At 66.4% G+C, this 22,675-nt stretch carries 20 protein-coding genes and 1 tRNA gene; 12 read left to right on the top strand and 9 right to left on the bottom strand.

The genetic code is table 11. The annotated features are described in order from the left end of the window. The 3 genes from ACH0AE_RS00485 to ACH0AE_RS00495 all read left to right on the top strand — a co-directional run bounded on the left by ACH0AE_RS00485 (nucleotide 1) and on the right by ACH0AE_RS00495 (nucleotide 3,739). On the top strand, nucleotides 1-999 hold the full coding sequence (locus tag ACH0AE_RS00485) for a nitronate monooxygenase family protein (RefSeq protein WP_294442914.1): 999 nt from the start codon (nucleotides 1-3) through the stop codon (nucleotides 997-999). Between the two features lie 104 nt (nucleotides 1,000-1,103). Then, on the top strand, nucleotides 1,104-3,215 hold the full coding sequence (locus ACH0AE_RS00490) for a histidine kinase dimerization/phosphoacceptor domain -containing protein (RefSeq protein ID WP_294442915.1): 2,112 nt from the start codon (nucleotides 1,104-1,106) through the stop codon (nucleotides 3,213-3,215). 68 nt (nucleotides 3,216-3,283) lie between these two features. Then, on the top strand, nucleotides 3,284-3,739 hold the full coding sequence (locus ACH0AE_RS00495; RefSeq protein ID WP_294442917.1) for a DUF983 domain-containing protein: 456 nt from the start codon (nucleotides 3,284-3,286) through the stop codon (nucleotides 3,737-3,739). Nucleotides 3,740-3,746: 7 nt separating this feature from the next. Here the strand turns inward: ACH0AE_RS00495 and ACH0AE_RS00500 are convergent, their stop codons facing one another. From ACH0AE_RS00500 to dksA, 4 genes are all read right to left on the bottom strand, one after another. After that, on the bottom strand, nucleotides 3,747-4,259 hold the full coding sequence (locus tag ACH0AE_RS00500) for a biliverdin-producing heme oxygenase (RefSeq protein ID WP_294442918.1): 513 nt from the start codon (nucleotides 4,257-4,259) through the stop codon (nucleotides 3,747-3,749). A gap of 47 nt (nucleotides 4,260-4,306) precedes the next feature. Continuing rightward, a tRNA-Leu gene (locus ACH0AE_RS00505) sits at nucleotides 4,307-4,392 on the bottom strand. A gap of 67 nt (nucleotides 4,393-4,459) precedes the next feature. Further along, complete coding sequence (locus tag ACH0AE_RS00510) at nucleotides 4,460-4,825, bottom strand: PilZ domain-containing protein (RefSeq protein WP_294442919.1); 366 nt, start codon at nucleotides 4,823-4,825, stop codon at nucleotides 4,460-4,462. A 72-nt stretch (nucleotides 4,826-4,897) separates the two neighbouring features. Next, entirely contained in the window at nucleotides 4,898-5,362 is a 465-nt protein-coding gene (dksA, locus tag ACH0AE_RS00515; RefSeq protein ID WP_294442920.1) for an RNA polymerase-binding protein DksA, read from the bottom strand. Nucleotides 5,363-5,727: 365 nt separating this feature from the next. On the opposite strand from dksA, the gene ACH0AE_RS00520 reads away from it, so the two are divergent. Next, nucleotides 5,728-6,540, top strand: coding sequence for a hypothetical protein (locus ACH0AE_RS00520; protein ID WP_294442921.1), 813 nt, complete (start codon nucleotides 5,728-5,730; stop codon nucleotides 6,538-6,540). Nucleotides 6,541-6,614: 74 nt separating this feature from the next. On the opposite strand, the gene ACH0AE_RS00525 is transcribed toward ACH0AE_RS00520, so the two are convergent. Further along, a complete protein-coding gene (locus tag ACH0AE_RS00525) occupies nucleotides 6,615-7,124 on the bottom strand; it encodes a host attachment family protein (protein WP_294442922.1) in 510 nt (169 codons plus the stop codon). 93 nt (nucleotides 7,125-7,217) lie between these two features. Here ACH0AE_RS00525 and serS point away from each other — a divergent pair, with 93 nt between their 5' ends. The 3 genes from serS to tyrS are packed head-to-tail and all read left to right on the top strand — an operon-like array spanning nucleotide 7,218 to nucleotide 10,869. Further along, a complete protein-coding gene (gene serS / locus ACH0AE_RS00530; protein WP_294442923.1) occupies nucleotides 7,218-8,507 on the top strand; it encodes a serine--tRNA ligase in 1,290 nt (429 codons plus the stop codon). A gap of 10 nt (nucleotides 8,508-8,517) precedes the next feature. Beyond that, on the top strand, nucleotides 8,518-9,585 hold the full coding sequence (locus ACH0AE_RS00535) for a M23 family metallopeptidase (RefSeq protein ID WP_294442924.1): 1,068 nt from the start codon (nucleotides 8,518-8,520) through the stop codon (nucleotides 9,583-9,585). A 57-nt stretch (nucleotides 9,586-9,642) separates the two neighbouring features. Then, nucleotides 9,643-10,869 (top strand): tyrosine--tRNA ligase, encoded by a 1,227-nt coding sequence (gene tyrS / locus ACH0AE_RS00540; protein ID WP_294442925.1) that lies wholly within the window; start codon nucleotides 9,643-9,645, stop codon nucleotides 10,867-10,869. 20 nt (nucleotides 10,870-10,889) lie between these two features. Here tyrS and ACH0AE_RS00545 read toward each other — a convergent pair whose 3' ends face one another. Then, entirely contained in the window at nucleotides 10,890-11,765 is an 876-nt protein-coding gene (locus ACH0AE_RS00545; RefSeq protein ID WP_046411776.1) for an MBL fold metallo-hydrolase, read from the bottom strand. Between the two features lie 69 nt (nucleotides 11,766-11,834). Here ACH0AE_RS00545 and ACH0AE_RS00550 point away from each other — a divergent pair, with 69 nt between their 5' ends. From ACH0AE_RS00550 to ACH0AE_RS00560, 3 genes are read left to right on the top strand one after another with little or no spacing between them, the layout of a single operon-like run. Next, a complete protein-coding gene (locus ACH0AE_RS00550; protein WP_186314011.1) occupies nucleotides 11,835-12,155 on the top strand; it encodes a helix-turn-helix transcriptional regulator in 321 nt (106 codons plus the stop codon). Then, entirely contained in the window at nucleotides 12,152-12,670 is a 519-nt protein-coding gene (locus ACH0AE_RS00555; protein WP_046410754.1) for a rhodanese-like domain-containing protein, read from the top strand. The genes ACH0AE_RS00550 and ACH0AE_RS00555 overlap by 4 nt, the downstream gene beginning before the upstream one ends. A 7-nt stretch (nucleotides 12,671-12,677) precedes the next feature. Beyond that, nucleotides 12,678-13,457, top strand: coding sequence for a sulfite exporter TauE/SafE family protein (locus ACH0AE_RS00560; RefSeq protein ID WP_294442927.1), 780 nt, complete (start codon nucleotides 12,678-12,680; stop codon nucleotides 13,455-13,457). Between the two features lie 46 nt (nucleotides 13,458-13,503). On the opposite strand, the gene recG is transcribed toward ACH0AE_RS00560, so the two are convergent. Further along, nucleotides 13,504-15,558: an ATP-dependent DNA helicase RecG gene (gene recG / locus ACH0AE_RS00565; RefSeq protein WP_294442928.1), complete on the bottom strand. Its 2,055-nt coding sequence runs from the start codon at nucleotides 15,556-15,558 to the stop codon at nucleotides 13,504-13,506. A gap of 114 nt (nucleotides 15,559-15,672) precedes the next feature. Between recG and ACH0AE_RS00570 the strand changes: the two genes are divergently transcribed. Both ACH0AE_RS00570 and mfd read left to right on the top strand, forming a co-directional pair. Continuing rightward, a complete protein-coding gene (locus ACH0AE_RS00570) occupies nucleotides 15,673-15,957 on the top strand; it encodes a succinate dehydrogenase assembly factor 2 (RefSeq protein ID WP_046411778.1) in 285 nt (94 codons plus the stop codon). A 43-nt stretch (nucleotides 15,958-16,000) separates the two neighbouring features. Continuing rightward, complete coding sequence (gene mfd / locus ACH0AE_RS00575) at nucleotides 16,001-19,456, top strand: transcription-repair coupling factor (RefSeq protein WP_406875369.1); 3,456 nt, start codon at nucleotides 16,001-16,003, stop codon at nucleotides 19,454-19,456. A gap of 1,036 nt (nucleotides 19,457-20,492) precedes the next feature. On the opposite strand, the gene ACH0AE_RS00580 is transcribed toward mfd, so the two are convergent. Both ACH0AE_RS00580 and ACH0AE_RS00585 read right to left on the bottom strand, forming a co-directional pair. Continuing rightward, nucleotides 20,493-21,236, bottom strand: coding sequence for a hypothetical protein (locus ACH0AE_RS00580; protein WP_406875371.1), 744 nt, complete (start codon nucleotides 21,234-21,236; stop codon nucleotides 20,493-20,495). A 311-nt stretch (nucleotides 21,237-21,547) separates the two neighbouring features. Then, nucleotides 21,548-22,357, bottom strand: a complete 810-nt coding sequence (locus tag ACH0AE_RS00585; protein WP_294443157.1) for a hypothetical protein — start codon at nucleotides 22,355-22,357, stop codon at nucleotides 21,548-21,550. Between the last annotated feature and the right edge of the window lie 318 nt (nucleotides 22,358-22,675).

Below are 22,675 nucleotides of genomic sequence, written 5' to 3' on the forward strand. Positions count from 1 at the left end.
ATGCTCAAGACACGGTTCACCGAAACGTTCGGGATCGATTATCCGATTGCACAAGGCGGCATGCAGTGGGTCGGCAAGGCGCAGCTCGTCGCCGCCGTCGCCAATGCCGGCGCGCTCGGCTTCATCACCGCTTTGACTCAGCCGTCGCCGGAGGAACTGGCGAAGGAAATCCAGCGCACCAAGGATCTCACCGACAAGCCGTTCGGCGTGAACCTCACCGTCTTCCCGACGATCAACGCCCCCGATTACAACGCTTATGCGCAGGTGATCATCGATTCGGGCATCAAGATCGTCGAGACCGCCGGCACCCCAGCGGTCGCCGAGCAGTGGGAGATGTTCAAGGCCGCCGGGGTCAAGATCATCCACAAATGCACCAGCGTCCGCCACGCGCTCTCCGCTGAGCGCAAGGGCGTCGATGCCATTTCGATCGACGGCTTCGAATGCGCCGGTCACCCGGGTGAGGACGACATCCCCGGCCTCATCCTGATCCCGGCCGCCGCCAACAAGGTGAAGATCCCGATGCTCGCCTCGGGCGGCTTTGGTGATGGCCGCGGCCTCGTCGCCGCGCTCGCGCTCGGTGCGGACGGCATCAACATGGGCACGCGCTTCTGCGTCACGCAGGAGGCGCAGATCGCCGACAGCTTCAAGCAGAAGATGATCGAGAACGACGAGCGCGCGACCAACCTCATCTTCCGCACGATGCACAACACCGCGCGCGTGATGAAGAACGCCGTGTCCGACGAGGTGGTGAAGATCGAGCGCGCCGGCGGCGCCCAGTTCAGCGACATCCAGCACCTCGTCGCCGGCAAGCGCGGCCAGGATGCAATGCAGGCCGGCGATACCGATGGCGGCATCTGGTCGGCCGGCATGGTGCAGGGCCTGATCGAGGACGTGCCCACCGTGAAGGAGCTGGTCGACCGCATCGTCGCCCAGGCGGAAGACATCATCGAGAACCGCTTGCAGTCGATGGTCAGCCGCTACGCCGCAGCGGCGGAGTAAGCCGCTTTATTAACATAGATCAGTTGCACCGCTCGCGTGCGTGCGCCATGCCTCTTTGATCCGCGTTGAGAAAGAGGGTCATGGCGGCGCATAGCGAGCGGGCCATGCCCGACCTGACGGATTGCGATCGGGAACCAATCCATATCCCCGGGGCGATTCAGCCCCACGGTTTGCTGCTGATCGCGGCGCCAGACACGTACCGCGTCGTCGCGGGTGCCGGCGATCTTGAAGGCACCTTTGGCTATTCCTGGCGCGGCGCCAAACTCGATACCCTGCTTTCCCAGGACGTCGCGGCGCGGCTCGGCACGATCGCGCCCGGCTCGGGCGGCACGATCCGCGCCGCCGGTGTTCGGCTGCGCGATCGCAACTATGACGTGGCGATCCATCGCGGCAGTGATCGGCTGATCGTCGAGCTCGAGCCGGCCGCTGCCGAACCGATGCTCGCGGGTGACATGCTCGCCTGGATGGACTCGATCGCCGCCAGCTTCGAACGCGCGCCCACGCTGCAGGCGCTGTGCGCTCGCGCCGCCAGCGCCTTTCGCGCGCTCACCGGCTTTGATCGCGTGATGGTCTATCGTTTCCTCGACGATGATGCCGGCCGCGTCGTCGGCGAGGACCGCGATCCGGCCCTCAGCAGCTTCATGCATCACCATTTCCCGGCCGGCGACATCCCGCGCCAGGCCCGCGCGCTCTATGTGCGCAACCGCGCCCGCGTCATCCCGGACGTGGATTATGTCCCGGCCCCGCTCCGCCCCGCCCCTTTCGCGGATGTCGATCTCAGCGACGTGGCGCTGCGCAGCGTCTCGCCGATCCACGTCCAGTATCTCAAGAACATGGGCGTCGGCGCCTCCGCCTCCATCTCGATCGTCAAGGATGGCGTGCTGTGGGGCCTCATCGCCTGCCATCACCGCACGCCGATCGCCATGCCGCTCGACGTGCGGCTTGCCGGCGTGGCGCTTGCCGGCGGCCTCGCGCGCCAGATCCGCGCCAAGGAAGAGGCGGAAAGCTACCGCGAGCGGCTCGCCCTGCGGGCCGCCGAGGACTCGCTCGTACCGTCGCTTCGGCCGCCGCTCACCAGCGCCGTCGCTGCCCGCGCCGACGACCTGCGCCGCATGTTCGATGCCGATGGCGTGGCGGTGCTCCATCCCGGGGGGATCGACTGCTACGGCCGCTGTCCCGACTCAGATCATATCCGCGCGATCGGGGACTGGCTGCGCGAGCGCAACTCGACCGAGGCGTTCGCGACGCATCATCTCTCCAGCGTGCTGCCCGCCGCGGAGGGCTTTGCCGATCGCGCCAGCGGCATTCTCACCCTGCCCGTGCCCGAGGAGCAGGCGACGCTCGTCTGGTTCCGCGTCGAACAGATCGAGGAAGTCGAATGGGCCGGCAACCCGCACAAGGGCACCGGCATCGGCGAGGGTGAGATGCTCACCCCGCGCACCTCGTTCCAGTCGTGGAGCGAGACGGTGCGTGGCCGCTCGCGCCGCTGGACGCTCGAACAGGTCGAAGCCTCGCATCGCCTGCGCCGTGTGCTGCGCGAGGCAGGCGACGCGCGTGAGCGCCAGCGCCTCTATCACGAGCTCGAACGCGCCTCGGCCGAAAAGGACGTGCTGCTCGGCCAGAAGGACGTGCTGATGAAGGAGGTGGACCATCGCGTCCAGAACAGCCTCCAACTCGTCGCTGCCTTCCTGTCGCTTCAGGCGCGTGACGCTGGCCCCGGCCCGGTCGCGGATCAGCTGATCGAGGCACGTTCGCGGCTTTCCGCTGTCGCCCTCGTCCACCGCCGCCTGTACCGCGACGATCAGATTGAGACGATCGACCTCGCGCGCTACCTCGAGGAGCTGATCGGCGACATCAAGAACTCGCTCGGCCAGAACTGGGCATCGCAGATGACGGTCGATCTCATGCCGATGCTGATCCCCACCGATCGCGCCGTCAGCATCGGGCTGATCGCGGCTGAACTCGTCATCAACGCCACCAAATATGCCTATCCCGGCGGCTCGGGCCCGATCGACATCGCGCTGGAGCAGCACCGCAATCGCCTGCGCCTGATCGTCGCCGATCAGGGGCAGGGCCTGTCCGGCGATCGCCGCGGCTTCGGCAGCCGGATGATGGATGCGATGATGGCGCGGCTCGATGGCGAGCTGGAACAGGTCGATAACCATCCGGGTCTGCGCACGATCGTGACGGCGCTGATCGAGGACAAGACGCGTTAGGTGGCGGCGATGGAAATAGGACAATTTGTCTCATCGCGGTCGCCCGCGCGGCTCCCTACCTCCCGCGCATGACAGATGAACATGTATCCGCGCGCGCGCCGCTGAGCGGTGAAGCCAAGTTCCGCTGGATCATGAAGTGCGGCTGGAAGGGCCTTTGTCCTCGCTGCGGCCAGGGAAAGATGTTCCGCTCCTGGTTGAAGCTTGCCGATCGCTGCGACAATTGCGGGCTCGACTATCGCTTCGCTGCACCGGACGACGGCCCCGCCTTCTTCTCGCTGTGCATCATCGCCCTGCCGCTCACCGCCTTCGTGGTCTGGCTGCAGGTCGCGTTTGATCCCCCCGCCTGGGTCCACCTCCTCACATCGGTTCCGGTCATGGTGATCGGCACGCTGCTGCCGCTCCAGCCGATCAAGGGCTGGCTGGTCGCCTCGCAATTCGTCAACCGCGCGCAGGAAGCGGGAACCGGCGCCTTATGGTCGAAGCTGCACGGAACGGACGACAAGACCAACGATTTCGATCAGTGACGGCCGCTCACGCAGCCCGCGCGGCAGCGGCATAAAGATCGAACGTCTCGAGCGCACCGGCGACCAGCTCCTCGGCCCAATGCTCGTCCTTCCCCTCTCCAGCCGCGTCGATCGCGGAGCGGATGTCGCGCCATTCGCCCGGCGCGTGAGTCGCGGCCAGATAAGCGGTCGGCAGCCCGCCGCCCACCTGCTTGGCCAGCATCCCGAAGCCCAAACGCGATCCTTCCACCACATAGAGCGCGCCCCAAGCGCGCGGATCGTCATTCGCCGCGCGCGGTGTGGCCACCACTGGCCCCTCATGGCCCAATTGGACGAGATCCTCGGCCAGTAACGGCAAGCGCGGGCGAAGATCCGGCCAGACTGCCGCGGCTCTCGCCTCCGCAATCGGCAGCGCCTTGGCATGCGCCGCCAGGAAGCGCGTATAAGCCTCCCGGTCGAGCAGATCGAACCCGCCAAAGGCAGCGTCGACCGCCTCGTGGGCGGCAGCGGTTCGCGATCGGAGAAGGGAAATCGATGACATCGCCGCACGCGATGCCCGATCCGGCGGCCGCGGTCGAGGGACCAGCGTGGTACGGGCGGTCGGACTCGAACCGACATGTTGTCACCAACGGCGGATTTTGAGTCCGCTGCGTCTACCATTCCGCCACGCCCGCGTGTCCGGGCGGCGGCTTTGGCATGATTGGGGCGGGCCCGTCTAGCCCGGCGTTGATGGCGCGTCGTTTAGCCGGGGAAGCGGAGCGGCTTGGGCGAGTCGTCGCTCTTGGCTGTGCCCACCGGCTTGCGCGCACGTTGCGGATCGATCTGCCGGTCGAACGCGATCCCGGCGCGTCCCTCGGTCTGCCATGCGACCCGGCCCTTGATCTTGCCGACGCCGCGAAGATCGATCTCCACCGCACTGTCGGGTGATACCGGCTCGGGCAATTCGGCCATCAGCCCGCCAGCGGAAAGGTTGCGGACGCGGACTGGCATCGCCTCGGCCATGCCTTCCACCTTCAGGCTCGCGAGCAGGAACAGGCTGTCACGGCCACGCGCCCCGCCGTCGGCAGGCGCTGCCTCGAGGAAGACGTTTTCGCGGGCAGGATCCATGGCTTCTGGATACGACCGTATTTCTTGACGAATTACGAAGACGCGTCCGCAATGGCGCCACCTGCGCGCGCTTTATTCCTCGCGCGACACCTTTTCCTGCCGCTCGTGCCGCTCCTGCGCCTCGACCGTCATGGTGGCGATCGGCCGCGCTTCCAGCCGACCCAGGCTGATCGGCTCGCCGGTCACTTCGCAATAGCCATATTCGCCGTCATCGATCCGCCGCAGCGCGGCCTCGATCTTGCCGATCAGCTTGCGCTGGCGATCACGGGTGCGAAGTTCGATCGACCAGTCGGTTTCACTTGAAGCGCGATCGTTGAGATCGGGCTCGCGGATCGAATCGATCTGCAATTGGGAAAGGGTGCCCTGCGCCTCGCGCAGGATCGCTTCCTTCCATGCCAGCAGCTTGTTCCGGAAATACGCCTGCTGGCGTGGGTTCATGAAGGGCTCGTCAGCATGTGGCCGGTAACCATCGTCGCCGTCATTGGCCGCGAAGCCGGATACCTCAGTCTGATCCACGCGATTGTACGCCGTCGCCATCGACCTGTCTCCCCGCCGGCGTCACAGCGTTTCTCAAAGCACCACTGAGCGCCCCAGGCGCGCCCTATAGTCGCGCCTTAACTAACGGACAAGCGCTCCTGCACTCGACTCACCAATAAGTGTGAGCATTCCATCCACGAGAACGGGGGGAATTCATGTTCGCAGCCGCGGCAAGTTCCGTCCCCTACTGGCACGTTAACCATGATTTTGTCAGCAAACCTGCGGGAAATACGATCTTGAGACGGTGAATCGCACCGAATCACGTTGCGCTTAATGCTTTGTTTCGCACTTTACGGTGATAGCAGCCCCTCGTCGTCGCGAGGGGCAATGCGGCGGTAACGTCGTTCTTGATTGAAAGAGACATCATGTCGGTGCGGATGGCTTTGGCGAAACTCTGCGCGTGCACGGTCGGTGGCGCGATCGTCGGTGGGGGCGCTGTGCACGTGGCGGAAACGCAGAAGGCGCGCACGTCCTTCACCAAGAAGTCGACGCCCGTGAAGCGGGTGGCGAAGCGCCCGCCGCCGCCGCGCACCAGGGTCCGCACGATCGTGAAGAACACCACCACCACCTGCGCGCCCGCGGTGGTGACGGTCGCCAGTCAGGCTGCCCCCATTCCCGTGCCGCTGCCCGCAGCAGCGCCGGTCGTCTCGGGCGGCGGCGCGCCGGTGGCAGCGCCGATCATCGGTGGCGGCGGCTTTGGCGGCGGCGGCTTCTTCGCTGGCGGCTTCTTCGGTGGCTCGGGCGGGAGTGGCGGCTCGGGCGGGATCGTGGTCTCCTCGACGTCCAGCTCCAGCGGCGGCTCGACCTCGACGTCGACCGGCGGCTCGTCCACCTCGACCGGTGGTTCGTCCACCTCCACCTCGACGGGCGGTTCGTCGACATCCACGTCGACCGGCGGCTCGTCGACCTCCACGTCCAGCTCGACCAGCGGCTCGACCTCAACCTCCACCTCTTCCTCGACGTCCAGTTCGTCCTACGGCTCGTCGTCGAAGGGCTGGGGTTCCAGCCACGGCTGGGGCTCGAACCATGGCTGGTCGTCGAACGGCGGGCACAGCAGCAACAGCAGCGGCAATCCCTCGCCGGTGCCGGCCCCGCCGATGGTGCTGCTGTTCGGCGCCGCCGCAGCCGCGCTCATTGCGCGCCGCCGCCTCGCCAAGAAGGCACCAGTCGCGGCCTGATCTTACCATCGCGCCACCAGAAAGGGCCCGCGCGACACCATCGCGCGGGCCCTTTTTAATGCGACTCGGCCGGCTCAGGCGTTCAGCAGCGCCTGCTCGATGTCCGAAATGGGGTGGCCGGTCAGGTCCTTGGAAAGCTCGCCCGCAAGCCGATCGCTCACTTCCTTGTGGTAATGCTTGCGCAATTCGCCCAGCGTCTTGGGCGGCGCGACCACGATCAGCTTCTCATATTCGTTCGACAAGGCGCGCTTCTTCAGCAGTTCCGCCGCGTCGGCCGCAAAGCGATCCTCTTCCAGCTGATGGAAATCCGCCTCGCCCAGCGTGCCGCGTGCCGGGGCGAACTGCGCGCCGCCGCCGCGGGCGTGCATCGATCCGTTCTGCGCCACCGCCGGCGCCCCCGGGCCACTCTGCGTCGAGGAAGCCGCGCCTGCCGCATCCGTCTTCTGGTCGCGGTCCGCGGGGTTGCTCTGCTCCTCCGCATATTCCACCGTCAGGTTCGGATATTCGCCGTCACCTTCATTACGCAGGAACAGCAGCTTGCGGCCGTCCGCCACCAGAACGACGGCGTTGTGCGGAACTTGCATGTTGATACCTCCTTGCATGCCGTATTTGCCGACCAACGCGCCGTCACCCACCCGGGTTGCCTCGCTGGTCGCTGCCCGGCATAGCGCCGCGCCATGCTCGACATTCGCCTGATCCGTGACGATCCCGCCGCCTTCGACGCCGCCATGGCGCGCCGTGGCAAGCCGGCGGACGCCGCCACCATCCTCGATCTCGATCGCCGCCGCCGTGAGGTGGTGACGGAGCTTCAGGTCGGCCAGGCGCGCCGCAACGAGGCGTCGAAGGCCATCGGCGCCGCCAAGGCCAAGAAGGACGAGGAAACCGCCGCCGCGCTGATGGCGGAAGTCGCCACGCTGAAGCAGCGGCTGCCCGAGCTTGAGGCGGAGGAAGCACGGCTCGGCGGCGAACTCGACAGCCTCCTCGCCGGCCTGCCCAATCTCCCGCTCGCCGACGTGCCCGACGGCGCGGACGAGAACGACAATCAGCTCGTCCACGAACGGGGCCAGCGCCCGACGTTCGATTTCGCGATCAGCGAGCATGATGCGATCGGCCCTGCGCTCGGTCTCGACTTCGAAACCGGCGCACTGCTGTCCGGCGCGCGCTTCACGCTGGTGCGCGGCCATGTCGCGAAGCTCGCCCGCGCGCTTGGCCAATATGGGCTCGACGTGCTGACGCGCGACTATGGCTATGAGGAAGTGATCCCGCCGCTCCTCGTACGTGACGAGGCGATGTTCGGCACAGGCCAGTTGCCCAAGTTCGCCGAGGATCTGTTCCGCACCACGGACGGTCGCTGGCTGATCCCGACGAGTGAGGTCAGCCTCACCAACATCGTGCGCGAGAAGATCCTGTCGGCGACCGATCTGCCGCTGCGCTTCACCGCCCTCACCCCCTGCTTCCGCTCCGAAGCGGGCGCCGCGGGGCGCGATACGCGCGGCTTCATACGCCAGCATCAATTCGACAAGGCCGAGATGGTCTCGATCGTCGAGCCCGATCAGTCGGAGGCGGAGCATGAGCGGATGACCGCCGCGGCGGAGGACGTGCTGACCCGGCTGGAGCTGCCGTTCCGCCGCATGAAGCTGTGCACTGGCGACATGGGCTTCTCCGCCGCCCGCACCTATGACATCGAAGTGTGGCTGCCGGGGCAGGATCGCTATCGCGAGATCTCGTCCTGCTCCACCTGCACCGATTTCCAGGCGCGCCGCATGAACGCCCGCTTCCGCCCGGAAGGCGAAAAGGCGACCCGCTTCGTCCACACGCTCAACGGCTCCGGCCTGGTGATCGGCCGGACGATCGTGGCGATCCTGGAGAATTACCAGCAGGCCGACGGCTCGGTCGCGGTGCCCTCGGTGCTGCAGCCGTATCTCGGGGGCCTGAACCGACTGGAGCCGCGGCCCGTCCAGGGTTAATGCAGCGGTAATGACGAACCGTATCCCGCTTGCGCTGCCGCTCGCGATCGCGTTGGCGGGATGCATTCCCTCGGTCGACCGCCCGGCGCGGCCCACTCCGCCGCGTCCCGATACGGGCGGCAGTTATCCGCCGCCCCGTCCCGGGCCGCGGCCGCAGGAGCAGGTGGATCAGCTTCCCGCCCCGCCGCCCGCGTGGGAGCAGCGCGGAGTGGCGGACGATGCGCGCCAGGTTCCGGATCAAACCTATGTCGTGCGTTCCGGCGACTCGCTGCGCGCCATCGCGGAGCGGACCGGCGCCGGCTCCGAAGCGATAGCGCGCGCCAACGGCCTGTCCGCCCCGTTCGTCATCTACGCCGGCCAGCGGCTGCGCATCCCCGGCGGCCGCTATCACCTCGTGCGTTCCGGTCAGACCGGCATCGCGATCGCCCGCGCCTATGGCGTCGAATGGTCGCACATCGTCGCCGCGAACAACCTCAGCGAGCCTTACATCCTGCGCACCGGGCAGCGGATCCTGATCCCGGGTGACACGCGCCCGCGCAGCGCTGCTGAGCGCGCCGCCGCCTTCCGCCTCGACATCGATGATATCATCACCGGCGGCGAGCCCGCCATCGCGGAAAACCAGGCACCGGCGAAACCGGTCGCGACGCCGCGCCGCGTCCTTCCCGCCACTGCGGCGGTGGCGCCGCCCACCAGCAGCCCGGGCCGCTTCATGTGGCCGGTCGACGGCCGCATCGTCGGCCGCTTCGGCGCCGGCGCCAGTGGTCAGCGCAACAACGGCATCAAGATCGCGGTGCCGACCGAAACGCCGGTCCGCGCCGCCGCCGACGGCACCGTGGCCTATGTCGGTGACGGCATCGCTGCGCTCGGCGGCCTCATCATCGTCCGCCACGGCGAGAACTGGACCAGCGTGTACGGTCACGCCTCCAAGCTGCTCGTCCAGCGCGGCCAGGCGGTGAAGAAGGGCCAGACGATCGCACTGTCCGGTGACACCGGCTTTGCCGATCAGCCCGAACTGCACTTCGAATTGCGCAAGGGCCGCAACCCGGTCGACCCGACGACTCAACTGCCCAAGCGTTAACCGGGACGCCCGGCCCGCTTGCGGGCGCCGCCTGGTGAGGGCATGTGCCGCTCCACTATGACCGAAGCAAAGTCCGATCTGCTCCGCGTCCTCACGGACCGCGGCTACATCCACCAGATGACCGATGCGGCGGCGCTCGATGCGCTCGCCGCTCGCCAAGTGGTGCCGGGCTATATCGGCTTCGATCCGACCGCGCCGTCGCTCCACGTCGGCAGCCTTGTCCAGATCATGCTGCTGCGCCGCCTGCAGCAGACCGGGCACAAGCCGATCGTCCTGATGGGCGGCGGCACCGGCAAGATCGGCGATCCGTCGTTCAAGGAAGAATCGCGTCAGCTGCTGACCGAGGATCGCATCGGCGCCAACGTCGCCTCGATCCGCCGCATCTTCGAACGCTTCCTCACGTTCGGCGACGGCCCGACAGACGCGGTGATGGTCGACAATGCCGACTGGCTCGACAAGCTCGAATACATACCCTTCCTGCGCGAGGTCGGGCAGCATTTCTCGGTCAACCGGATGCTGTCGTTCGATTCGGTGAAGCTCAGGCTCGACCGCGAGCAGTCGCTCAGCTTCCTCGAATTCAACTACATGATCCTGCAGGCCTATGACTTCCGCGAGCTGTCGCTGCGCCATGGCGTGCGGCTGCAGATGGGCGGTAGCGATCAATGGGGCAATATCGTCAACGGCATCGAACTCGCCCGCCGCATGGACGGGACCGAGGTGTTCGGCGTCACCACCCCGCTGCTGACCACCGCCGACGGGCAGAAGATGGGCAAGACCGTCTCCGGCGCCGTCTGGCTGCATGAGGATCAGCTGCCGCACTTCGATTACTGGCAGTTCTGGCGCAACACCGATGACCGCGACGTCGGCCGCTTCCTGCGCCTGTTCACCGACCTGCCGGAGGACGAGATCGCCCGCCTCGAAAAGCTCGAGGGCGCGGAGATCAACGAGGCGAAGAAGATCCTCGCCAATGAAGCCACCGCGATGTGCCGCGGCCGCGAGGCAGCGGAGCAGGCGGCGGAGACCGCCCGCAAGACCTTCGAGGAAGGCGCCAGCGGCGACGCGCTCCCCACCTTCGCCGCGGACGGCGAGGTGGCGTTGGTCGACGTGCTCGTTGGCCTCGGCTTCTGCGCCTCCAAGGGCGAGGCCCGCCGTCTGATCAAGCAGGGCGGCGCGCGCGTCGCCGGCGAGAAGGTCTCGGACGAAGCCGCCATTGTGGCCGCAGGCGGCGAGCCGGTCCGCATCTCCGCCGGCAAGAAGCACCACGGCCTGCTCGTCGCCGGCTGACCATCGGCGCCCTTCCCTCCTTACTCTGCGCGTTCCCGGGGCTTCACGGGAATGCGCAAATAGGTGACGCCATTGTCCGCCGCCTCGTGGAAGCGGCCGGCGCGGATGTTGACCTGGATCGACGGCAACAACAGCCGCGGCACGGCGAGGCCGGCGTCGCGCTGCTCGCGCATGGCGACGAACGCGTCCTCGCTGACCGCGTCATGAACATGCACGCTCGATCGACGCTGCTCGTCCACGGTCGTTTCCCAGCGATATTCGTCGCGACCGGGCGCCTTATAGTCATGGCACAGGAACAGGCGCGTCTCGCCAGGCAGCGACAGCAGCCGGCGGATCGAGCGATATAAAGTGCGGGCGTCGCCACCCGGGAAGTCGGCACGCGCGGTGCCATAATCGGGCATGAACAGGGTATCGCCGACGAACGCGGCATCACCGATCAGATAGGCGACATCGGCTGGCGTATGGCCGGGCACGTGCAGCACCTCGACGGCAAGGTCGCCGATCTGGAACCGCTCGCCGTCGTCGAACAGCCGGTCGAAGTCCGATCCGTCGATTTTCAGGTCCGTCATCGCGAATACCGGCCGAAAGATGCGCTGCACGTCGCGGATGTGCGCGCCGATGCCGATCCATGCGCCCGTATGCGCCTTGATGAAGGGCGCCGCCGACAGGTGATCGGCATGCGCATGGGTCTCGAGCACGATCGCGATCTGCCATCCGTCCTCATCGGCAAAGGCGAGGATCCGCTCTGCGGACCGGCTATCCACCTCGCCGCTCGCCAGGTCGAAATCGAGCACCGGGTCGATCACCGCCGCGATGCGGGTGGCAGGGTGGCCGACGAGATAGCTGATCGTGTTGGTCGGCTCATCGAAGAAGGCCTTGATGAAAGGCTGGGTCATATTCGGCTCCATCATGCCTTGCACATGTATTAGAGATTGCTAAATTAGCAATATCTAATGGAGAAGCAGATGCTGAAGCCGCCGATGGATCTGGCGACGTTCGAGGAAAAGGCCGGCCACGTTGCCGACACGCTCAAGGCAATCGGCAATCCCCGGCGGCTGATGCTGCTGTGCAAGCTGGTCGAGCATGGCGAGGTGACGGTCACCACCCTCGCCCGCGATGTCGGCCTGTCGCAGTCCGCCTGTTCGCAGCATCTCGCGAAGATGCGGGACGAAGGCCTCGTCGCCTTCCGGCGCGAGAGCCAGACGCTCTGGTACGCGATCGCGGATCCCCGCGTCGAAACGCTTCTCGCCACCCTCTACCAACTTTACTGCAAGGACGTTGATTGATGCTTCCCACCCTGTCCCCGCGCGACGCGCGCGTCGCCCTCGATGGCGGCGCGCGGCTGGTCGACATCCGCGGCGCTGACGAATTCGCGCGCGAGCGCATTCCCGGTGCGGTCAATCTGCCGCTCGACCGCGTTGCCACCCTGCGGCGCGAAGAGCGCCCGGTGATCTTCCACTGCAAGTCGGGGATGCGCACGGCTGCCAACGCCAGCGCGCTCGCCGCCGCTGCCGCAGGCGCCCCGGCCTATATCCTGGATGGCGGCGTGGATGCCTGGCGCTCGGCCGGGCAACCGACGGTGGTCGATCGCGCCCAGCCACTTGAGGTCATGCGGCAGGTGCAGATCACGGCAGGCATGCTGGTGCTTGCGGGCGTGCTGCTGGGCCTGTTCGTCACTCCCGCCTTCTTCGGCCTGTCCGCCTTCGTTGGTGCCGGCCTGATGCTCGCCGGGGCGACCGGCTGGTGTGGGATGGCGAACCTGCTGCGCATGATGCCGTGGAACCGGCGCGCCGCGAGCTGAGCCGCTCATGACCGCCGCCGCCATCCTCGCCACGCTCGCGTCCGGCGCGGCGATCGGCCTGATCCTGGCGCTGGTCGGCGGCGGCGGGTCGATCCTCGCCGTGCCGTTGCTCGTCTATGTCGTCGGGACCGGGTCTGCGCATCTCGCGATCGGGACGGCCGCCGTTGCAGTCGCCGCCAGCGCGCTGGCCAGCCTTGCCGGCCACGCCCAGGCGGGCACGGTAAAATGGCCTTGCGCCACCGTGTTCGCGGCGGTGGGCGTCGCCGGGGCGAGCATCGGTGCGGAACTCGGCAAGGCAATGGATGGCGCGCGGCTATTGGCATTGTTCGGCCTGCTGATGGTCGGCGTCGGCCTCTCGATGCTCCGCCCCCGCAAGTCTGCGCCAGCGCCGGACGTTCGCCTGTCGCGAGAGTCCGCCGCGACGCTGCTGCCGAGGCTGATCCCGATTGGCCTTGGCGTCGGCCTTGCAGCCGGCTTCTTCGGTATCGGCGGGGGTTTCCTCATCGTCCCGGGCCTGATGCTGGCCACTGCCATGCCGATCGCCAACGCGGTGGGAACCTCGCTCGTGGTGGTGAGCGCACTGGGGCTGACCACCGCAGCGTCCTACGCCACCTCGGGCATGGTCGACTGGCCGATCACCGCGCTGATGATCGCGGGCGGCGCGATCGGCACCGTAGCCGGGATGGCCGCCGCTCGGGCCCTCGCCACGCGCAAGGGCCTGCTCGAACGCGGCTTTGCCGTGATGGTCATCGCTGCCGGTCTATTCGTCGCGCTGACCTCATTCTGACGGCGCCGCTTGCCCGCGCATCCGGGACGCGGCGCGAAATCGTTGATCAGCCCGATCGCAGCAGGGCGACGCCGGCGTCGCGCTCGAACAGATACAGCGCCACCCGCGCCGCCTGCCCGCGCGCGCCGGAAAGCCCGCCGTCGCGATCGATCAGCAGCCGTGCGTCATCGTAAGCGATCGGCAGCAGCTCATTGAGCAGCTCCGGCGTCGCCAGCCGGAACGCCGCCTCGCCCGATTGCCGCGTGCCGAGCAATTCGCCGCCGCCGCGCAGCCGCAGATCCTCCTCGGCGATCATGAAGCCGTCGTTCGTCTCGCGCATCAGCGCCAGCCGCGCGCGCGACGTTTCGCTCAGCGCATTGCCGCGCAGCAGCAGACAGCGCGATTGCCCGCCGCCGCGCCCCACCCGCCCACGCAGCTGATGCAGCTGCGCCAGTCCGAAGCGGTCGGCATGCTCGATCACGATCAGCGTCGCATTGGGCACGTTCACGCCCACCTCGATCACCGTCGTCGCCACCAGCACGCCAAGCTCGCCGCCGGCGAAGCGCGCCATCACCGCGTCCTTCTCCGCCGGCCGCATCTTGCCATGCACCAGCCCGACGCGATCCCCGAAGCGCCCCGCCAGCGCCGCCGCCCGCGCCTCGGCGGCGGCAAGGTCGCTCTTCTCGCTCTCCTCCACCAGCGGGCAGACCCAATAGGCCTGCTTGCCCTCTGCCAGATGCCGGCCGAGCGCGTTGACCACCTCGTCCAGCCGCTCCTCGCTGATGACGCGCGTCTCCACCGGCTCGCGCCCCGGCGGCATTTCGTCGAGCCGGCTCTGGTCCATCTCGCCATGTTGCGCGAGGACGAGCGTGCGCGGGATCGGAGTCGCGGTCATCGCCAGCAGGTGCGGCGTCGTCTTGCCCTTGGCCGACAGCGCCAGCCGCTCCGCCACGCCGAAGCGATGCTGTTCGTCCACCACAACAAGGCCAAGGTCGCGGTAAGTCACCGCATCCTGGAAGATCGCGTGCGTGCCGATCAATATGTCGATCGACCCATCCGCCAGCCCCATCAGCACGCCCTCGCGCGCCCGACCCTTGTCGCGCCCGGTCAGCACCGCGATGTTCACCGGCAAGCCGGCCAGCGTCTCGCGCAGCGTGTCATAATGCTGCCGCGCCAGGATCTCGGTCGGCGCCAGCAGCGCGCCTTGCGCCCCCGCCTCCACCGCGATCATCAGCGCGAGCGCCGCGACCAGCGTCTTGCCCGACCCTACATCGCCCTGCAGCAGTCGCAGCATCGGCGCGTCCTGCGCCAGATCGCCCTCAATCTCGCGCGCCGTCCGCGCCTGTGCGCCGGTCAACGCATAGGGCAGCCGAAGCATGTCGCGCAGCCGACCGTCGCCCTTCAGCGCGCGCCCGCGCCGACGCCGCGTATCCTGCCGCACCAGCGACAGTGCCAGCTGGTTGGCAAAGATCTCGTCATAAGCGATCCGCGCCCGCGCCACCGCATCGGCCGGATCGGCATGGACGCGCGTCAGCGCCTCCTTCCACCCCGGCCAGTCGCGCTGGGCAAGCAAGCCGGGCTCGATCCATTCGCCAAGCTCGGGCGCGCGGGCGATCGCCTGCTCGACCAAGCCACCGACGCGGCGCGACGTAATCCCCTCCGAAAGCGGATAGATCGCCTCGCGCTCGCGAAAGCTGTCCTCCCCATCCACGATCTCCGGGTGGATGATCTGCAATTCCTGGCCGTATGTCTCCAGCTTGCCAGACACGCGCACCGGCTCGCCAACGGTATAGAGCTTGCGCACCAGCCCGCTCGATCGCCCGAAATAGACGAGGCTGACGATGTTGCCGTAGCCGTCGGCGGCCTGCACCCGCGTCGGCCCGCGCGGGCTTGAGGAGACGCGGATGTCGCGCACCGTCAGCGTGATCGCGATCGTGCGCCCCGCATCCTGCGCCATCAGCTCGTCGCGCGGCAGGCGATCGATCCAGCCGCTCGGCAGATGGAACAGCACGTCCACCACCCTCGCAAGGCCAAGCCGATCCAGCGGCTTGGCCAGCCCTGCCCCGACGCCCTTCAGCGCGGTGACTTCGGCGAACAGTGGATTGAGGATATTGGGTCGCATGACTATCTCTTGCGCCACGCCTAGCCGTTCGCATCGATCCTGTCAGGCGAGCGGATGAATTATCGTCGCCGACCGTGCGAAACCACGGCCGGCCAAGTGTCGTTGGAGCCCCTGATGGATCAAGAAACTCGTTTGCGGCGCACCCGCTTCCGCGCCTGGCACCGGGGCACGCGCGAGGCCGATTTCATGATCGGCGGCTTCTTCGATGCGCATCACGCCAGCTGGTCCGAAGAACAGCTGCAATGGTTCGAACGCCTGCTGGAGGAGCAGGACGTGGACATCATGGGCTGGGCGATCGGCTCCATCCCCTGCCCGCCCGAATGGGAAGGCGAGATGATGCAGACGATGCGCCGCGTCGATTTCGCGCTCGCCACCCCGGGCAGCCAGCCCGGCGCCTGACCAAGCCCCTACCTGCCGCCGCCCGATACGAACGGACCCGCCTTTGCCCGATCTGAAGACGATTCTCTCCGCCAAGACGCCGCTCACCCTCTCGGGCGTGCCGACCGGCTTCCTGCCCAGCCTGCTCGCCGATCTCGCCCGCGCGGCGACGACGCGGGCGGTGTTCATCGCGCCGGACGAAGCGGCGATGCGCGCGATCGCCGGCACCGCGCGCTTCTTCGCGCCGGAGATCGAGATCGTCGAATATCCCGCGTGGGACTGCCTTCCCTATGACCGGGCCTCGCCCTCCCTGCGCGTCATGGCGGAGCGGATCGGCGCGCTGCACAAGCTGCAGGCGACCCCCAAGACGCCGCAGCTCGTCCTCACCACCGTCAACGCCGCCACCCAGCGCACGCTCACCCCGTTCCGCATCCGCCAGCTCGTCGCGAACCTGAAGCCGGGTGAGCGAATCGCGCGTGACAAGCTCGCCGCGCTGCTTTCCGCCAACGGCTATGTGCGCACCGATACGGTCCACGACGCCGGCGAATATGCCGTCCGCGGCGGTCTGGTCGATCTGTTCCCCTCGGGTGAAACCCAGGCGCTCCGCCTCGATTTCTTCGGCGACGAGATCGAAAGCGTCCGCACCTTCGACCCCGCCGACCAGCGCACCACCGGCAAGATCCCCGGCTTCACCCTCCTCCCCGCCTCCGAGGCGCTGCTGGACGAGGAAAGCATCAAGCGCTTCCGCAGCCGCTATCGCGAAACCTTTGGCGCCACCGCCACCGGTGACCCGCTCTACCAGGCGGTCAGCGAAGGCCGCCGCCTCGCCGGCATGGAGCATTGGCTCCCGCTGTTCGAGGAGCGTCTCGAGACCCTGTTCGACCATATCGGCGAGGACGCGCTGGTCGTGCGCGACGGCGGCGTGAAGGCCGCGGGCGAGGCGCGGTTCGAGGCGGTCGCCGACTATTACGAGAACCGCAAGCGCGCCGAGGCGGCGCAGCCCGGCAGCTACCGCGCTCTCCCCGCCAAGACGCTCTACATGCCGCCCAAGGAGTGGGAGGAAGCGCTCGCCACCGCGACCGCGCACGTCACCACCCCGTTCCACGAGCCCGAATCCGCCACCGTCGTCGATTTCGGCGTCGACGGCCCGCGCGATTTCGCGCCCGAGCGCGCCGCCAGCACCAACGTCTACGAAGCGGTGGTCGATCACCTCCAGAAGCTGCGCAAGGAGGGGCGCACCCCCGTCCTCGCCAGCTATTCCGCCGGGGCGCGCGATCGCCTCGGCAATCTCCTCAAGGATCACGGCCTCACCGGCGCGAAGCCGGTCGAGACGTGGCAGGACGCGCAGGGCGTCGGCGAGACGCAGGTCGCGCTCATCGTCCTGCCGCTCGATCACGGCTTCACCGCCCCCAAGGTCGCCGTCCTCACTGAACAGGACATGCTGGGCGACCGGCTGATCCGCCGCGCCAAGCGCCGCAAGTCGGCCGACGCCTTCCTGGCCGAGCTCGCCACGCTCTCGCCCGGCGATCTCGTCGTCCACACCGATCACGGCATCGGCCGCTACGTCGGGCTCACCCAGGTGCCCGTCGCCAAGGCGCCGCACGATTGCGTGCAGCTGGAATATGCCGGCGGCGACAAGCTCTACGTGCCGGTCGAGAACCTCGAGGTCCTCTCGCGCTACGGCGCCGGCGAGGAAGGCGCCACGCTGGACCGGCTCGGCGGCGAGGCATGGCAGCGTCGCAAGTCGAAGATGAAGGAGCGCATCCGCGAAATCGCGGGTGATCTCATCGCCACCGCGGCGCTGCGCGCGCTGCGCCACGGCGAGGTCGCGGCGCCCGATGCCAGCGGCTATCCGAGCTTCGTCGATCGCTTCCCCTATCAGGAAACCGACGATCAGGACCGCGCGATCGAGGAAACGCTGGCCGATCTCTCCGCCGGCAAGCCGATGGACCGGCTGATCGTCGGCGACGTCGGCTTCGGCAAGACGGAAGTCGCCCTGCGCGCCGCCTTCGTCGCGGCGATGGCCGGCATGCAGGTCGCGGTCGTCTGCCCGACGACGCTGCTTGCGCGCCAGCACCACCTCAACTTCACCCAGCGCTTCGAAGGCTATCCGATCGAGATCGGCCGCCTCTCCCGCCTCGTCCCGGCGGCGGAGGCGAAGCGCGTCAAGGAAGGCCTCGCCAGCGGCACGATCGACATCGTCGTCGGCACCCACGCGCTCCTCGCCAAGAACGTCGATTTCAAGCGTCTCGGCCTCGTCATCGTCGACGAGGAGCAGCGCTTCGGCGTCACCCACAAGGAACGGCTGAAGGCGCTGAAGGCGGACGTCCACGTCCTCACGCTCACCGCCACGCCCATCCCCCGCACGCTGCAGATGGCGATGAGCGGCCTGCGCGAGCTCTCCGTCATCCAAACGCCGCCGGTCGATCGCCTCGCGGTGCGCACCTATGTCATGCCGTGGGATCCGGTCGTCCTGCGCGAGGCGCTGCTGCGCGAACATTACCGCGGCGGCCAGAGCTTCCTCGTCACCCCGCGCATCGCCGATCTGCCCGACATCGAGGAATTCCTGCGCAAGGAAGTGCCCGAGGTCCGCTACGTCATTGCCCACGGCCAGATGGCGCCGACCGAGGTGGAGGAGCGCATGTCCGCCTTCGTCGAGAAGAAGTTCGAGGTGCTCATCTCCACCTCGATCATCGAAAGCGGCATCGACATCCCGTCCGCCAACACGCTGATCGTCAACCGCGCCGATCGCTTCGGCCTGGCGCAGCTATACCAGCTGCGCGGCCGCGTCGGCCGGTCGAAGACGCGCGCCTACGCCTATATGGTCACGCCCCCCGAACGGCAGATGACGGATGCGGCGGAAAAGCGCCTGAAGGTCCTCTCCGATCTCGACAGCCTCGGCGCCGGCTTCCAGCTCGCCAGCCACGATCTCGACATTCGCGGCGCCGGCAACCTCCTGGGCGACGAACAGTCCGGCCACATCAAGGAAGTCGGCTACGAGCTCTACCAGTCGATGCTGGAGGAAGCGATCATGGACGCGCGCGCCGGCGGCCTCGCCAGCCGCCCGCGCGATTTCTCGCCGCAGATCACCGTCGACGCAGCCATCCTCATCCCGGAGGATTACGTGCCAGATCTCGATCTGCGCATGGGCCTGTACCGCCGCCTCAACGATCTCGATACGAAGCCCGATCTGGATGCCTTCGCCGCCGAGATGATCGACCGCTTCGGCCCGCTGCCGGAAGCGACCGACAATCTCGTCAAGGTGATCGAGATCAAGCTGAACGCCAAGAAGGCCTGCGTCGCGAAGATGGACGTCGGCCCCAAGGGTGCGCTCGTCAGCTTCCACGACGATACGCCGCCCAGCGTCCCCGCCCTCCTCGCCTATGTCGAAAAGCTCGGCCCGATCGCAAAGCTGCGCCCGGACTCAAAGCTCGCGCTGACGCGTAACTGGGCGGACCCGGCCGCCCGGCTGCATGGCGCGCTGCAACTGTCCAAGGGACTGGCGAAGGCGGCGGGGTGAGTTGTCAGGCGTTTAACCTACGCAAGGATAGCGCGATGCATGTAGGCTCCACGACCCAATAGTGGGGCCGAGAGAAATCGGCTTTCAAACCCGCAAGCATTGACAAACAAAGGATGTTTCCTGAGCGTCGGGACAGTTGTGTTAGCGCTTTCTGCTAGCGAGGGCAAAGGGCTGGCTGACGTCCGGTCGCACTGATATCCCGCGTAGATGACGACAAGCGAACGCCTCGGACATACCCTTGTCGCTATCCCCGTGGCGCATATCCTTGGCTCTGCCTTTTTCCTGTGGAGCTACTGCCTAGGATTCGGCGCAAACTTGGTTGTTCATGCCTCAGCCTCCGATCTGTTCTCTGTGTCAGTAAGCGACATGGTTCGGGTGTACGCACTGTCGCTTGTTCTGCCGCTGGCGGTAACTCTGATGCGCGTGACCTCAGCAACACCCTACGCTGTGAATATGGCTAACGCCTTGCCGCAAGAGCAACAGCCCAGCGCCCACTCTCGCAACAAGAAAATGAGGAGTGGGATAAATTGGTTTGCTGCGGCCATATTTGTTATCTGCCTTGTCCGCGCGGCACACGATATATATTCGGGCAATCAGTTCCCATACACGATATTATGGGTAGCGTTGCAATTGCCTGCGACAGTAGCGTGGATGACTTTCAGTGAGCGTCGTAATTATAGCGGCTACACCTTCGAAGCCGGCACCCTAATTGGTGGCTTCATGATATCCCTTTTTTGCATTGGGGCAACTAAAGGTCAGTCTGACCGCTTCATTCTGTACAAGGATGCAGTCGGTTCTCACACGTCTTGCGCACGGAATGTTGTCCTAAGACAGATATCAGGTAAGTATTTAGCGATACAACCTGATAATGCCCGATCGCTGATCTCGGAAGACTGCAAAGTTGCCTTTCGAGTTCCCCCGCCCCGTGGCCGTTCTCTGTATGAGGAACCAAAGCCTACCGCACATCCGCAACCCGCTAAGGCGGCAGAACGTAGAAAGCCAAGTGCTCAAGCGCCTGCCAACCCGCCTGCGTCGTTCAATCGTCAGGCCCCACCCCCGGCCAACTCATCGACAAGGTAGCCAATCGATCAGTCAAAATAGTCGCTATCTCTAGCTCAGCATACGCTTCGATCATAACCGAGTGCAGCCTAGCCCCTTGAAGCATGGCACCGGCCATCATCATAAGGTGCATCTTTCGCTCTAGCTCGCTTATTTCTCGCTGTTCTGCATCCATGCGCTCGTTTGTAACACCGCGTAAAATCGACAACCCGGTGACATGGGATGAGACGCTCGATAGCATCTTGTGGAAGCTGTAAAGCTGAGGCGCTCCGCCCTGTTCGGCAAGCTCCTTCCAACGCAAAGTGGCAGGCTTAACTCCCACCGGAAGTTTGGATTGCAATAAGCGCAGTGTGGCCTCTCCCTCCTTTACGAGCTCATAAGCTTCATTATCTCGGTGAATTTTAATCTGACCTTGGATCGTGGCAGCGGCATCTCTACTCATCAGAAGAACAAATTCTTCTCTAAGCTTTGCATTGGCGGCAATGCATATCGCTGCCTCAACAGCAGACCTTAAGACAATGTTGGCCTCTAGATTTAAGTTCATTTTCCATAAGGCAGTGTAGCCTCGCTGGTTGCTCCATAGCCTCTTGTACAACATGATGGAGGACATCTTAGGATCGGTATTTAGACCCTCGATAGAAGTCGATATTTTCCAAAGCCTTTCACCTAGCTTCGAAATGTCATCATATATCGTTAGCTCATCAGCGGACGGTTCGATCATGTGAGCAGCTTACTCCGGCCTTCTGTGCGGCCAAGACCCTTACGATCTATTCTCGGTACAGATATGCGAGGGGGTAATCAAATCGTTCTGAGCGACCGTTTACCCCCGTATCCCTACCCAGCCGGGTGGCGATTATGACACGCCGCACCCGACCTGCATTATAGCGCGTGGTTCTCCATCCCTGCATGACGGGTCACAGTAGCTAGATCATCGCTTCTCTAGCTTTGTCCAGAATAACCTAACGAGGACTTGGAGCTTACCAGATAAAACAGACTCCGATCTGGCGATCAGGAACCACCGTCATGGTTTCATCACCATGATGCCCGCTCCCGCCGCGTGCCCAACACCAGCCCCACAACCACCAGCACCGCCGCGATCGCCGTCGCGCCCGCCACCAGCGTTGCTTCCTGCCCGCCGGCCGCGAAGATCGCCGCCAGCGCCCACAGGAACACAACCGCGAAAGGCAGGTTGCCGCGCCCGCGGATCAGCGCGGTCGCGGCGATCACGCCGGCCGCCACCACCACGGCGCCCGCGATCATCGGTGCCGCCGCGCCGCCCTCCACGCCGTGGAAGCGCAGGCTGGCGGCGATGTTCACCGTCGTCGCCACCGTCAGCCAGGCGGTCAGCGCGCTGAGCGGCACATAGGCGAGCCAGCGCTCGCCGGTGCTGAGCCGCCCGCTGCCGGACTGCCCAATGCCGGGCCCGCCGCTCGCGAACACGCGATAGATGGCGACGAGGCACGCCAGCGTCAGGATGATGATCGATACCGATATCGCGCTCAGCCCGAATACCTGGGTGTAGGCCGCCCACAGGCCGTTGCCGAGGAACGCGCCCGCCGCCGGCCACCGGATGCGCGCGAGCAGCGGATTGCCCCGCTGCGCCGGCAGCAGCTGGTAGATCGCGAACAATGTCGAGCCGAGGTACAGCGCCCCCCAGATCGAAAAGGCCCAGCCCGCCGGGGTGATCAGCGTGCGCACCGCATCGGACTGGTCGCCGATCGGCTGTCCCACCCCCAGTTGCGGCAGCAGCGGCGTCAGGATCTGGAACGCCGCCGCCAGCAGCACGGCGATGGAAGCAGCGTTCAACGCGCCGCGGGCGGGGGTGTGGATGCGGGTTGCCATTGGCGCTGAACGCCCGTCCCGCCCGCACGGTTCATCGCCGCCTGCCCCACCCGCACTCGCGCCCTGCCGCCACGCGCGCCTCGGATCAGCCTTGCCATGCGCCCCATCCCCGGCACCCCCGCCGCGCCGATCCGTCTTCCTGTCCTACATGCCCGCCGGGGCGTATCATCCCCGCCATGATCCCTGCGCCGATCCATCCCGCGAATGTTGAGGCTGTTGGAAAAAAACGCGCTATCGCCTCAACTTCCTCAACATTCGCGCGCGGCGATTTTCCGAAAGCCGCGGTTTTCCGCCGTTTTTCGCCGGCACGTTCCTTTT

Origin of the sequence: Sphingomonas sp. 179-A 2A2 NHS (assembly GCF_045371305.1) — a bacterium.
Classification (GTDB): Bacteria; Pseudomonadota; Alphaproteobacteria; order Sphingomonadales; family Sphingomonadaceae; genus Sphingomonas.